The 13,006-nt window shown below is 31.3% G+C and carries 12 protein-coding genes and 2 pseudogenes; 1 reads left to right on the top strand and 13 read right to left on the bottom strand.

The window, feature by feature from the left end:
- The first annotated feature begins 90 nt into the window (after positions 1–90).
- On the top strand, positions 91–2,064 hold the full coding sequence (gene uvrB, locus FBF06_RS03665) for an excinuclease ABC subunit UvrB (RefSeq protein ID WP_002932502.1): 1,974 nt from the start codon (positions 91–93) through the stop codon (positions 2,062–2,064).
- 101 nt (positions 2,065–2,165) lie between these two features.
- On the opposite strand, the gene FBF06_RS09725 is transcribed toward uvrB, so the two are convergent.
- The 13 genes and pseudogenes from FBF06_RS09725 to FBF06_RS03615 form a co-directional block, all read right to left on the bottom strand.
- Positions 2,166–2,813 carry a DUF4118 domain-containing protein gene (locus FBF06_RS09725; RefSeq protein WP_234744507.1) on the bottom strand — a complete coding sequence of 216 codons (648 nt, stop codon included), beginning with the start codon at positions 2,811–2,813 and terminating at the stop codon, positions 2,166–2,168.
- 23 nt (positions 2,814–2,836) lie between these two features.
- Entirely contained in the window at positions 2,837–3,988 is a 1,152-nt protein-coding gene (locus FBF06_RS09720) for a sensor histidine kinase KdpD (RefSeq protein ID WP_248276712.1), read from the bottom strand.
- A 2-nt stretch (positions 3,989–3,990) separates the two neighbouring features.
- Positions 3,991–4,599, bottom strand: coding sequence for a potassium-transporting ATPase subunit KdpC (gene kdpC, locus FBF06_RS03655; protein WP_002888184.1), 609 nt, complete (start codon positions 4,597–4,599; stop codon positions 3,991–3,993).
- A gap of 1 nt (position 4,600) precedes the next feature.
- A pseudogene (kdpB, locus tag FBF06_RS03650) lies at positions 4,601–6,644 on the bottom strand (potassium-transporting ATPase subunit KdpB).
- A gap of 9 nt (positions 6,645–6,653) precedes the next feature.
- Positions 6,654–7,922 carry a potassium-transporting ATPase subunit KdpA gene (gene kdpA, locus FBF06_RS03645; RefSeq protein WP_250498214.1) on the bottom strand — a complete coding sequence of 423 codons (1,269 nt, stop codon included), beginning with the start codon at positions 7,920–7,922 and terminating at the stop codon, positions 6,654–6,656.
- On the bottom strand, positions 7,858–8,115 hold the full coding sequence (locus FBF06_RS09995; RefSeq protein WP_250498215.1) for a potassium-transporting ATPase subunit KdpA: 258 nt from the start codon (positions 8,113–8,115) through the stop codon (positions 7,858–7,860). The genes kdpA and FBF06_RS09995 overlap by 65 nt, the downstream gene beginning before the upstream one ends.
- A gap of 25 nt (positions 8,116–8,140) precedes the next feature.
- Positions 8,141–8,344: a potassium-transporting ATPase subunit KdpA gene (locus FBF06_RS09990; protein WP_032584672.1), complete on the bottom strand. Its 204-nt coding sequence runs from the start codon at positions 8,342–8,344 to the stop codon at positions 8,141–8,143.
- Positions 8,345–8,353: 9 nt separating this feature from the next.
- Positions 8,354–8,541: pseudogene (gene kdpF, locus FBF06_RS03640) on the bottom strand (K(+)-transporting ATPase subunit F).
- Between the two features lie 141 nt (positions 8,542–8,682).
- Positions 8,683–10,107, bottom strand: a complete 1,425-nt coding sequence (locus tag FBF06_RS03635; protein ID WP_002856715.1) for an anaerobic C4-dicarboxylate transporter — start codon at positions 10,105–10,107, stop codon at positions 8,683–8,685.
- Between the two features lie 163 nt (positions 10,108–10,270).
- Positions 10,271–11,521 (bottom strand): RNA polymerase factor sigma-54, encoded by a 1,251-nt coding sequence (locus tag FBF06_RS03630; protein ID WP_002854994.1) that lies wholly within the window; start codon positions 11,519–11,521, stop codon positions 10,271–10,273.
- Complete coding sequence (gene lptB / locus FBF06_RS03625) at positions 11,521–12,249, bottom strand: LPS export ABC transporter ATP-binding protein (RefSeq protein ID WP_002855252.1); 729 nt, start codon at positions 12,247–12,249, stop codon at positions 11,521–11,523. The genes FBF06_RS03630 and lptB overlap by 1 nt, the downstream gene beginning before the upstream one ends.
- Positions 12,242–12,649 carry a tRNA (adenosine(37)-N6)-threonylcarbamoyltransferase complex ATPase subunit type 1 TsaE gene (tsaE, locus tag FBF06_RS03620; protein ID WP_002858585.1) on the bottom strand — a complete coding sequence of 136 codons (408 nt, stop codon included), beginning with the start codon at positions 12,647–12,649 and terminating at the stop codon, positions 12,242–12,244. Before tsaE ends, lptB begins: the two co-directional genes overlap by 8 nt.
- Positions 12,646–12,891: an RNA-binding S4 domain-containing protein gene (locus FBF06_RS03615; protein WP_002860004.1), complete on the bottom strand. Its 246-nt coding sequence runs from the start codon at positions 12,889–12,891 to the stop codon at positions 12,646–12,648. The genes tsaE and FBF06_RS03615 overlap by 4 nt, the downstream gene beginning before the upstream one ends.
- Between the last annotated feature and the right edge of the window lie 115 nt (positions 12,892–13,006).

Here is a 13,006-nt window from a genome sequence, read left to right as displayed (position 1 = left end):
AAATTTAAATTTAGGTTTTTATTGTCAATTAATTTTTAATTAAAGCATTTTCTTTTAAAATTTTTTCAAAAATAAAAATAAAGTAGAAAAATGTTAGAACTTACCAGCGAATTTAAACCTAGTCCTGATCAACAAGAAGCCATAAAAGGTATAGTAAAAAGTATAAAAAAAGGCAACAAATATCAAACCTTACTAGGCGTTACAGGAAGTGGAAAAACCTTTACCATGGCAAATGTCATTAAAGAACTTAATATGCCCACTCTTATCATGAGTCACAACAAAAGCCTTTGTGCACAACTTTATAGCGAATTTAAAGGCTTTTTTTCTAAAAATCATGTGGAATATTTTATATCTTATTATGATTATTATCAACCTGAAGCCTATATTCCACGCACTGATGTTTTCATAGAAAAAGACAGCTCCACTAATGAAGACTTAGAGCGTTTAAGACTGAGTGCTACTGCTTCTCTTTTAAGTTATGAAGATGTAGTTTGCATAGCTAGTGTTTCGGCAAATTATGGACTTGGTAATCCAAATGAATACATAGGCATGGTTTTAATCTTTGAACTAGGTATGCAAATTTCACAAAAAGAACTTTTAAAAAAACTTGTAGATATGGGTTATAAAAGAAATGATAATTTTTTTGATCGTGCAGATTTTAGAGTTCAAGGAGATATTATAGACATTTATCCAGCTTATTATGAAGATGAAGTAGTAAGACTTGAATTTTTTGGCGATGAGCTTGATACTATGTATCATTACAATGTTTTAGAAAATAAAAAAGGCAAAGATTTAAAACGCTTCATACTCTATCCTACAAGCCAGTTTAGTGTAGGTGAAACAAGACTAAAACAAGCGATAAAAGACATAAAAGCAGAACTTAACGAACGCCTTGCTTATTTTGAACATGAAAATAAACTCGTAGAATATCAACGCCTTAAACAAAGGGTTGAATTTGATCTTGAAATGCTTACAAGCACAGGAATGTGTAAAGGAGTTGAAAACTATGCAAGGCATTTAACAGGACTTAAAGAAGGTGATACTCCTTATACGCTTTTTGATTATTTTGCGATTAAAGATAGAAAATTTCTTGTTATAGTCGATGAAAGCCATGTATCTTTACCACAATTTAGAGGTATGTTTGCAGGAGATAGAAGCAGAAAACAAACCTTGGTGGACTATGGTTTTCGTTTGCCTTCAGCCTTGGATAACCGTCCTTTAATGTTTGATGAATTTATCCATAAAAATTGTCAATTTCTTTTTGTTTCAGCCACACCTGCACCTTTAGAACTTGAACTGAGTAAAGAAAACATCTTTCATCAAATCATGCGTCCTACAGGACTGCTTGATCCTTTAATAGAATTAAAAGATAGTGATAATCAGGTTGAAATTTTATTTGATGAGGCTAAAAAAGTCATACAAAGGAATGAACGTGTTTTAGTGACTGTGCTAACTAAAAAACTCGCTGAAGAACTTACAAGGTATTATTTAGAGCTTGGTATAAAAGTCAAATACATGCACTCAGACATCGATGCTATAGAACGCAATGAAATCATAAGAGGTTTAAGAAGCGGTGCTTTTGATATGCTAATTGGCATTAACCTACTTAGAGAAGGACTAGATCTACCTGAAGTTTCACTCATTGCCATTATGGATGCAGATAAGGAAGGATTTTTAAGAAGCACTACAAGTTTAATCCAAACCATGGGAAGAGCAGCTAGAAATGTCAATGGTAAGGTTTTGCTTTTTTGCAAAAAAATCACAAAATCCATGCAAGAAGCTATGGATACCACCAATGAACGCCGCAAACTTCAAATGGCTTATAATAAAAAATACAATATCACGCCAACTTCAGTCAAACGCCATATTGAAGAGAGTTTGAAAAATGAAGAGGATTTAGGCGAAATTTATCGCAAAGGTAAAAAACTAGAAAAAATGCCTGCTAGTGAAAGAGCTAAACTTGTCAAAGAGTTAAGAAAACAAATGCTTGAAGCAGCTAAAGCACTTGAGTTTGAAAAAGCTGCTGCTATTAGAGATGAGATTAATAAATTAAGGGATTTATAATAAAAATATATCTCTTGTTCTAACTCCTGCCTCATTAAGTAAAGCACTTAAAATTTCATACTGAAAGTCTTGTAAGGGACGTTTTTCTTTTAAAACTATACCTATAACCCCTTTAGTTTTTTCCCATCTTCTATAGGTAAATACATAGCATTAGCATTAGGCAGGGTATTTGTACAAACACCTGCTCTTTCTTTATTTGTTGCAACCCATTGAGCAATAGCAATCTCATCAGCACTAAAACAATTTTTTAACATTTGCTTATCATCGTTAAAAAACAACAAAGGTTTTGATAAAATATTGTTTTTATTTATAGGATAAATAATAATAGGTAAATTTAATAATTTTAAAGCTTGATTTCCAAGTTGTTCCCAAAGCTCTTGTTTGCTTTTCACTCTTGCTAACTTTTCACTATTTTCAAGCAAAATAGCTGTTCTATAAGCTCTTTTAGTGAGTTCTTTAGATTGCAATTTTAATCTTCTAGTAAAAACAGCTGTTAAAAATCCAACTATAAACATGGTTGTAAAAGTAATAATATTTCCACTATCATGAACTTTAAGACTAAAAATAGGTTCTAAAAAGAAAAAATTATAAATCAAAACACTTACCAAAGAAGAATAAAAGGCGAAAATTTTATTATCAGAAATAAAAGAAGAAGAAGCAAAAACTGCTAAAATAAAAATCATAACCATATTACTTGGCTGAGTATTAAATTTATGAAATACAAAAGCTATAAAAGTTGCTAAAAGCAAAACTCCTGTGATTTTTAAAAAACCTAAAAAATCAAAACCTTTTTTACTTCGTATTTTGGGAGTAGAAATTTGATTTTCATTAACAAGATATAAATCAATATTGGGTGCTTTTTTAGCAACAGCTTCAAAAATCTCTTCTTTAAACTTTTTTTATCTTTATTTTTACCTAAAACAATTTTAGAAACATTGCTAAGACTTGAATACTCTGCAATTTGTCTTGCTATATCATCATATACGCTAATGATTTCAGCATCAAAACTTTTAGCTAGTTCTATATTTTCTTCTAAGGCTTTTTCTTCTTTAATATTGGGATTTTTTATATAAAGCGCACTCAATTTAGCATGAAAAGCTAAAGCAAGTCTTGCAGCTGCACGAATAACCTTTGCATTTGAAGCATTAATACAAACTAAAATATGCTCTCCAGTATGATAAGCTAAATCATCATTAATAAGCCTTTGTTCACTTGCTCTTAAATTCACTCTTGAAGCAAGTCTTCTTAAGGCAATCTCACGCAAAGCTATAAGTCTTTCTTGGCGAAAGAAATTTTCAAGTGCTAGTTTAGCTTGTTTTTCCTTATAAATTTTACCATCTTGCATTCTTTTTAAAAGCTTATTAGGTTCAATATCAACAAGTTCAACCTGATCAGCCTCATCAAAAATACGATCAGGAATACGCTCTTTAACTTCTATCTTACTGATATTAGCGACTAAATCATTTAAGCTTTCTAAATGTTGTATATTTAAAGTAGTATAAACATCAATCCCTGCTTTTAGAAGTTCTTCTATATCTTGAAAACGCTTTTCATTACGCAAGCCTTTAGCATTAGTGTGTGCAAGCTCATCTACTAAAACCAAAGCAGGCTTTCTCTTAAGGGTAGCGTCTAAATCAAATTCTTTTAATACTATATTTTTATAAGGAATTTCAAGATTAGCTATACTTTCAAAACCTTGTGTTAAAGCCATTGTTTCAGGTCTATCGTGAGGCTCTATATAGCCTAAAACAACATCAACTCCATTATCCCTTAAAGTTCTGGCTTCACTTAACATAGCATAAGTTTTTCCAGAACCTGCAGCATAACCTAAGAAAATTTTTAATTTTGCAAGTTTGTTTTTTTCTTCTTCCTTAGCTTTAACCTCAAGTTTTTTAAGAATTTGTTCAGGACTTTGTCTTTGCATGTTTATTCTTTTTTCATGGCTTTAGCAATAGCTATATTAACAGCTAAAACATTAACCTTTTCTTCCCCAAAAATCCCTAAAAATTTAGACTCGGTATTTTCTTGAATGATTTTTTCTAGTTCTTCTTTGGTGATTTTTGAAGATTGACTTATCCTAGGAATTTGTACTAGGGCTGCTTGAAGACTGATATGAGGATCAAGACCTGATCCTGAAGCACTTAATAAATCCAAAGGAATTTGTTCTTTTGTAATTTGCGGATTTTCATCTAAAAATTTTTGCAAATCTTTTTGCACACGCTCTTTTAAAGCAGGATTTGACATAGCATAATTAAATCCACCTGAACTTACACTGCTTTCATTTGTATCGCTTGTATTGTAATTTGACACAGATGTTCTTGAATGTAGAAAATAAGGTTTATTAAAATCTTGACCCAAAAGCTTTGAACCTACCGCTTTGCTTACATCCAAAGTCGGACGACCTTCTTTATCTACTAAACTTCCACTTGATTGATAAGGAAAAATAAATTTTGCAACTGTATTTAAAGCAAAAGGATAAATAAGAGTACACAATATTAGCATTACCACAAAAAAACTAAGCAAAGTTCTAAGCATATCACACTCCTAAAATTCTAAGTATCCAAGCTGTAGGAATATCAATTATTTTTATCCCTATAAAAGGTGCGATCATACCACCTAAACCATAAATACTTAAATTTCTTAAAAGCAAATGCTCGCTTTTCATAGGCTTAAATTTAACTCCACGCATAGCAATAGGATGAGCAAAGGTATAATAATAGCATTAAAAATAAGTGCTGATAAAATAGCGCTTTGCGGGGTAGCTAAATGCATAATATTTAAAATTTGCATTTGAGGTAAAACCACACTAAACATAGCAGGTAAAATAGCAAAATACTTAGCAATATCATTTGCCATACTAAAAGTTGTAAGACTGCCTCTAGTAATAAGCAAACCTTTTCCTATTTCAACTACTTCTAAAATTTTAGTAGGATTAGAATCAAGATCTATCATATTGGCTGCTTCTTTAGCTGCTTGAGTTCCTGAGTTCATAGCTATACCTACATCAGCTTGTGCAAGAGCTGGAGCATCATTGGTTCCATCTCCTGTCATGGCTACTATCTTACCTTGGGCTTGTTCTTTTTTAATAGCTTCTATTTTATCTTCAGGCTTGCATTCTGCTATAAATCGATCAAGCCCTGCTTCTTTGGCTATAGTAGCTGCTGTTAAAGGATTATCTCCGGTACACATTAAAGTTTTTATGCCCATTTTTCTAAGCTCATCAAAGCGCTCTTTAAGTCCTGGTTTTACTGTATCCTTTAGATAAATCACTCCTAAAATTTTTTCATTTTTACACACTACCAAAGGAGTACCACCAAGATTTGAAATTTCCATTACCTTAGTTTCTAAATCGCTAGGAATTTTTCCATTCATTTCGCTTATATAAGCTCTTATAGCATCAAAAGCACCTTTGCGAATTTTTATATTATCTTGCAAATCCACACCACTCATTCTATTTTGAGCGCTAAATTCGATAAATTCTTTAATATCATTACCTTCTAATTCATAACCTATTTTTTAAGCCAATGCAATTATTCTTTTACCTTCTGGAGTTTCATCTTTTAAAGAGGATAAAACACAAGCTTTAATCATTTTTTCTTTACTTATACCTTGGACTTCATAAAATTCATTTGCCAAACGGTTTCCAAAAGTAATCGTTCCTGTTTTATCTAAAATCATAGTATCAACATCACCACAACTTTCAACAGCCTTGCCTGAAAGTGCGATCACATTAAAACGCGTTACCCTGTCCATACCTGCTATTCCTATAACTGATAAAAGCCCCCTATAGTTGTAGGAATAAGACATACAAGCAATGCTACTAACCATGAAATAGGCAAACTCACGCCTAAAAATTGTATAAAAGGATATAAACTTACAACCACCACCAAAAAACTCAAACTAAGTGCAATTAAAAGAGTATTAAGAGCAATTTCATTTGGAGTTTTTTGACGCGCAGCACCTTCTACAAGATTGATCATTTTATCTAAAAAACTTTCCCCAGCTCCAACTAAAATTTTAATCTTTAAAAAATCAGTTAAAACCGTAGTCCCACCTGTAACAGAAGAAAAATCACCGCCCGCTTCACGCATAACAGGTGCACTTTCACCTGTAATAGCTGATTCATCAACACTTGCAGCACCTTCTACAATTTCTCCATCATTAGGTATAAGTTCACCTGCTTTAACTAAAACTATATCACCTATTTTTAACTCGCTAGAATTAAGCATTTCTTCACTGCCATCACTTTTTATGCGTCTAGCTTTAGAATCCTTTTTGCTTTGTCTTAAGGTAGCTGCTTGGGCTTTACCCCTTCCTTCTGCAATACTTTCTGCAAAATTTGCAAAAAGCAAGGTTACAAATAAAATAAAAGTGATTAAGATGTTATAAATTCTTTCATCAGAATTTCCATTAAACAAAGTAGGAAAAATACTTAAAATCAAAGTAAGAATCGATCCAACTTCCACCATAAACATAACAGGATTTTTTACCATAAAGCGTGGATCAAATTTTAAAAATGCTCCTTTTATGGCATTATTTAAAATTTCTTTTGTAATGAGTTTATTTTGTTTTTTAGACATTGACTCTCCTTAATGCCATAAAGATAAATATTCTGCAACGCTTGATAAAGTAAGCACTGGAAAAAAAGTAAGTGCAGCAAAAATATATATAATACAAACAAGCACAAACATAAAAGTTAAATTATCCGTTTTTAAAGAATTTGCAGTATTTTCTTGTGTATTTTTAGCCAAAAGCGATCCAGCTATAGCAAGCTGAGCTATTAAAACCAAATAACGCCCACAAAACATAGCAAAAGCTGTGCTTAAATTCCAAAATAAATTATCATCTTTTAAACCTTCAAGTCCTGAACCATTATTTGCTGCCGAAGAACTAAATTCATACAAAATTTGAGCCAAGCCATGAAAGCTAGGATTGCTTATACTATCTTTTGCAAAAACAACAGCTAATGCACTTAAAACAAGGATTAATAAAGGATGGATAAGAATTACCAAAGCTATAAGCTTCATTTGTGCGCTTTCTATTTTTTTACCCAAGAATTCTGGAGTTCTACCTATCATTAATGCACAAATAAACACGGTTAAAAGCACATAAATAATCATATTCATAAGCCCTACTCCTTCGCCACCGAAAGCTATATTTAGCATCATATTTAGCAAAGTAGCACTGATGCTTAATGGATTTAAACTATCGTGCATATTATTGACGCTTCCTGTAGTAAAAGCGGTAGTTACAGCACTAAATAAACTCGAACCATCTGTGCCAAATCTTATTTCTTTACCTTCCAAATTTCCCAAATTTGCATTTAAACCCAAAAAATCCAAATTTGGATTTGACATTTTTTCGCTAAAATAAATTAAAAGCAAAGAAATGATAAAAATAATCCCCATTGCACCAAAAATAACTCCCCCTTCTTTTCCCATAAGAGCAAAACCTTGTCTTTCTTTTCTATGATAAACCATCAATCCAAAAGCTACAACACAGGCACTAGGAATAAGCATCATGGATAAAATTTGCAAAAAATTTGTAAGTAAAGTAGGATTTTCAAAAGGCATGCTTGAATTAGCACCAAAAAAACCACCCCCATTTGTCCCTAAATGTTTTATAGACTCAAGAGCTGCAACAGGACCTGTGGCAATGCTTTGAAATTTATTTTCTAAAGTAAGCACGCTAAAATTTGCGTGATAATTTTGCACCACGCCTTCAGAGATAAAAATTACAGCCAAAATAAAACTTAAAGGCAACATCAAACGCGTAATAATACGCGTAAAATCTTCATAAAATTCCCATTTGCATACCACATAAAGCACGACAAAAAGCCATACAAGCAGAATATCCACTTGCGCTTGAAACAAACATAGCAAGTAAAATGCCTGTATTTTGCGAAAGCAAACTTAAAGCACTCTCTCCACTATAATGCTGAAGGTTTGTATTTGTAATAAAACTAATTACAGTATTTAAATTCAAATCCCCTTTCATAGAATTTATCGAATTGGGATTTAAAAAAAGTTTATCTTGCAAATAAAAAATCACGAAAGAAAAAATAGCCACTAAGGCATTAAAAGCAATTAAATGCAAAGAATAATTTTTGCCAAGTCATATTTTTTCTATCAATTGCACAAATTTTATAAATTAAGTTATCAATTGGATTAAAAATAAAATCAAAAATAGTTTTTTTACAGCTTGCAATTTTATAAAGATAGTTTCCAAAAATTAAAGCCGATATAAAAGCTATAATCAGTGTTATTAAAATTTCTAGCATATTTTTCCTTTAAAATTTTTCAGGATATAATAGAGCATAAAATAAATAAAGAGCAAGTATTAAGCTTAAAACTAGTAAAAATATCATCCGCTTGTCCTAGTTTGAATTTCACAAAAATGGATAAAAAACCATAAACTACCAAAAGCTAAAAGTAGAAGCAAAGCAAAGATAACATCCATAGGATAGCCCTTTCTCATTGATTCAAAATAGGATTTATCCTATCCTTGTTAAGCTTATATTTTGATTAATACTAATTTTATGATTTATTTATAATTTTTATCTATATTAAATAAAAAGACAAATGAAGAATTTAGCAGGAAAAATCCTGCTAAAAATTGTTAAAGATAACCCGCTGCCATAGCGATAAAATATCCTGCTATACAAGAAGTGATTACACCTATAAGACCTGGTAAAATAAAACTATGATTGATAACAAATTTACCGATGTGAGTAGTACCTGATCTGTCAAATTGTATAGTAGCCAAATCGCTTGGATAAGTTGGTAAAATATAATATCCATAACAAGCAGCCGCAAAAGCAACAATCACACCAGGTTCAACACCAATTCCTAAAGCCAAAGGAACAAAAGCTGAAATAGCCGCTGCTTGAGAGTTTACAAATTTTGAAATTAAAAGAAGCATTACAGCATAAGTCCAAGGATGTTCTTTTACTATATCTCCAAGCGCTGCTTTCATCATAGGAGTGTGAACTGCAAACATAGTATCAGCCATCCAAGAAATTCCAAAAACCGCAACAAGTGCTATCATACCTGATTTAAAAATTTCATTAGAGCCGATTTTCTTTGCATCTGTTTTAGTAAAGATGATAATCAAAGAACCTGCTAAAAGCATAAACATCTGAATAACTGAAACCATGGATAAAACATCCATTTTAGGATTGCCTAAAGCATCTACTTGAGGAATGCCATTTTTTACAACTTGCCCCCAGTTTGGACGCAAGAAATCAAATACACCTAATAAAGCTACTAAAGCAATAGCTCCTAAGAAAATCCACATTGCAACCCAATTGCTTTTTGGAAGTTTAACGCCTAAAAGTGTTTTAGAATCCCCATAAACATATTTTTTAAATTCAGGATCTTTAAGTTTTTCTTGAAATACTTCATCTTTATCCAAATCTTTTCCTCTAAACCAAGAAAAAATTCCTATACACAATACACCAAATAATGTACTAGGTATGGTAATTTGAAGAAGATTAATATAACCATCAAAACCTGCTAATTTATGATTAGCATTTAAAAGCAAAGCAGTCAAACTCACAACAGCCACAGATACAGGAGATGCAATAATACCCATTTGTGACGATATAGAAGCTGCCGCCATTGGACGCTCAGGACGAATACCGTTTTTAATCGCTATATCATAAATAATAGGCATAATAGTATAAACCACATGTCCTGTTCCACAAAGTATAGTCAAAAAGCAGGTTACAAAAGGCGCTAATATTGTTAAAAACTTAGGATTGCGTCTTAAAATTCTTTCTGCTATTTGAAGCATAACATCCAAACCACCGCTTGCTTGCAAAGTTGCACTCGCAACCACTACCGCTAAAATTGTAAGCATAACATCTATGGCTGGTTTTCCAGGCTTTATATGAAAAGCAAATACAAGCATTAAAATACCTATACCACCAAGTAAACCAAGCGCTATGCCGCCTTTTTTTGCACCGTAAAAAAGACAAATTAAAACGATAATGATTTGGATTGCAAATTGCCCTCCCTCACTAAGGCTTGTTAAAAAGTCCATTTTAACTCCTTTGAAAATTAATATTTAAAAACAGTTATTATTGTATCATATTTTTAAATTAAAGAATAATATTTCTAAAAATAAAACAATAATTTTTTATATTATTTAAATTAAATTTAAATATAAAACAAAAGTGTAATGGGTTTGATAGATTGATAGAATTTTATCCTTCAAGTTCATATAATTTTTTTCTATCTGTAGAGCTTGCTATATTAAGATGTTTGCGATATTTTGTAATAGTTCTTCGCCCTATATCGACTTTAAATTCTTCTTTGATTAATTCTAAAATTTTACTATCGCTTAAAGGTTTATTGCGATCTTCATTCTTTACTAAATTTGCCACAAATTCTTTAACACCTACATTTGAAGTCTCTCCCTCTTCATCAAGAGCAAAAGCAAAAAAATCACGCAAGGGAATAAGTCCTCTTTCACAACTTAAATATTTATTTGCCACAGCTCTTGATATAGTCGAAGCATTGCGTTCTAAATCAAGTGCTAAATCCTTAAAAGTCATAGGTTTTATCTCTTTTCCCATGAAAAAATCATATTGATATTCTACTATCATAAGCCCTATTTTATAAAGAGTAGCTTTTCTCATCGCTAGAGCATCGACTAAATTTTTTGCTTCTTTGATGTAATGACTTAAAAAATCATGCTCTAAACCATCAGTTTGGATTGAAATTTCAGGATAATAATCATCATTGATTTTTACTTTAATTTCACCATTTTCTTTATAAACAAAAATATCAGGAACAATTATACGAGAATCTTCAAAATATTCCAAAAAAGGAGGAGTGCTAAAACGCTTAAGTACAGCTAATGCTTCTTTATATAAAGGCTCTTTGGTATAGTTTTGTATATTTTCAAAATCCATAATCAACATTCTACAAAACTCATCAATATCTTCATCTAATTCCATATTTTCAAGAGCAAATAAAAATGCTTCTTTATAATCTTTAGCTCCCACTCCTACAGGATCTAAAAATTTAAATCTTGCTCTTACTCGCTCAATTTCTTCTAAGGAATACTCTTTTAAAAATTCTTCATCGTATTCAAAATATCCTTCCTCATTTAAGCATTCTATAATTTTTTTTGCAAGTTCTTGAGATTTGTTTGTAGGAAACAAAGGAGGAAGAATCTGTTCATTTAAAAGCTCATAAACACTTTTTTTGGCAAGTCCTTTACTATCCACAAAAGCCGAATTTACATTATGTTTATAAAATGAATCAAAATAATTCTTACCCTTATCATGAGTTTGTATCGAATCTTGAACATTTAAGAAAGGATTATCCTCAGCAAATTTATCTAAATTTTCTTTTAAATCTTCTATGTTTGCTTGTAAAATCGGCAACCAAGAGCGTAAAGTTTGAGAAATTTTAGTCTTGGGTGCTTGGGTGATTTTTTGCTTTAACATCAATCAAGGAGTTTAAACTCCGCTCCTAAATAATACTTTTTCACATCTTTATTGGTTGCAATTTCATCAGCATTCCCACTAGCAAGTAAAGAACCTGATCTTATAACATAAGCTCTATCACAAATAGCCAAAGTCTCACGCACATTATGATCGGTAATTAAAACCCCAATCCCCAATCTTTTAAGCTCTTTAATTAAAGTTTGAATTTCAGCCACTGCTATAGGATCAACACCTGCAAAAGGCTCATCAAGAAGCAAAAACTTAGGTTCACACATCAAGCTTCTAGCGATCTCACAACGCCTTCTTTCACCTCCACTTAAACTTAAACCTTTCCTTAAACGAATAGGCTCTATACTTAAGAGTTCAAGCATTTGCTCAACTTTATCATGTAAAATTTTTTTATCTTTATAAAAAATCTGAGCCGCTAAAAGCAGGTTATCTTCTACACTTAAATCCTTAAAAATACTACTTTCTTGAGGTAAATAACCTATCCCTGATCTAGCTCTTTTGTTTAAAGGATCTTTTGTTACATCTAAACCGTCTAAAAGAACTTTTCCACTACTTGGGGAAATAAGTCCACATATCATATAAAAAGTTGTCGTTTTTCCTGCACCATTTGGCCCTAAAAGTCCTACAACTTCTCCGCTATTAACCTCTAAAGAAATTCCATGTATAATCTTAGTTTTTTTAATAATTTTTTCTAAATTTACAATTTCTAATTTACTCATAAATTTCATACTTTCTTTTGTCATCTTTAATGCTAATTTTAATCTGGATAGTAGAAATTCCAAATTTCATTAAAGTTTTTTTCAAATTTTCACCGCCCCATTCAACCAAATGTAAACCTTTTTCAAAAAAATTTTCAAATAAACCATTTGCTAAAAGTCCTTCTAAACCTTCTTGATAAATATCATAATGATAAATGCAAATATCATGATTTTCATATTTTTGCATAATGGAAAAAGTTGGAGAATCCACCCTTGCATCAAGACCAAGAAATTTAACCCAAGCTTGCACTAAGCTTGTTTTTCCACTAGCTAAATCTCCTTGAAGTAAAACAACACCTTCTTTAGGCATTATTTGAAGCATCGTTTTGATCTCATCTTTTGCTAAAATAAATTCTTTCATAATTTTACCACATATTCATTTTGTGCGTTTTTAGGAATACTTTTCGTGCTAGGTATAGCTAGGACTTTATATTTTTGAGTGTATTCAGTAAAATGTAAAGTGATAATATCACCCACCTTAACCTCTTTACTCGCTTTAACAATAACGCCATTAATCCCCACTACACCACTTTTACACATATCTTCAGAAATAGCTCTTCTTTTCGTGATATTAACTACATTTAAAAATTTATCTACTCTCATAAAAGCAATTTTAGCAAAAAAAATCAATTTTTGGAACAAAATTTGCTTACGCCTTTGCTTTATTTTTTAAGAAAATAGCAAGTAAAAACTTTTCTTTAATGAAATTTGGATACAA

Source organism: Campylobacter sp. CFSAN093227 (assembly GCF_012897855.1).
Taxonomy (GTDB): domain Bacteria; phylum Campylobacterota; class Campylobacteria; order Campylobacterales; family Campylobacteraceae; genus Campylobacter_D; species Campylobacter_D jejuni.
The sequence above is the reverse complement of the archived record's forward strand: the minus strand, read 5'-3'. Positions and strand labels throughout refer to the sequence as shown.

Coding starts and splice junctions, on each gene's coding strand:
- uvrB (WP_002932502.1), top strand. CDS start 91: ATGTTAGAACTTACCAGCGAATTTAAACCTAGTCCTGATCAACAAGAA.
- FBF06_RS09720 (WP_248276712.1), bottom strand. CDS start 3,988: ATGCAAAGACAAAGTCCTGAACAAATTCTTAAAAAACTTGAGGTTAAA.
- kdpC (WP_002888184.1), bottom strand. CDS start 4,599: ATGCTTAGAACTTTGCTTAGTTTTTTTGTGGTAATGCTAATATTGTGT.
- FBF06_RS09990 (WP_032584672.1), bottom strand. CDS start 8,344: ATGCTAGAAATTTTAATAACACTGATTATAGCTTTTATATCGGCTTTA.
- FBF06_RS03635 (WP_002856715.1), bottom strand. CDS start 10,107: ATGGACTTTTTAACAAGCCTTAGTGAGGGAGGGCAATTTGCAATCCAA.
- FBF06_RS03630 (WP_002854994.1), bottom strand. CDS start 11,521: ATGTTAAAGCAAAAAATCACCCAAGCACCCAAGACTAAAATTTCTCAA.
- lptB (WP_002855252.1), bottom strand. CDS start 12,249: ATGAGTAAATTAGAAATTGTAAATTTAGAAAAAATTATTAAAAAAACT.
- tsaE (WP_002858585.1), bottom strand. CDS start 12,649: ATGAAAGAATTTATTTTAGCAAAAGATGAGATCAAAACGATGCTTCAA.
- FBF06_RS03615 (WP_002860004.1), bottom strand. CDS start 12,891: ATGAGAGTAGATAAATTTTTAAATGTAGTTAATATCACGAAAAGAAGA.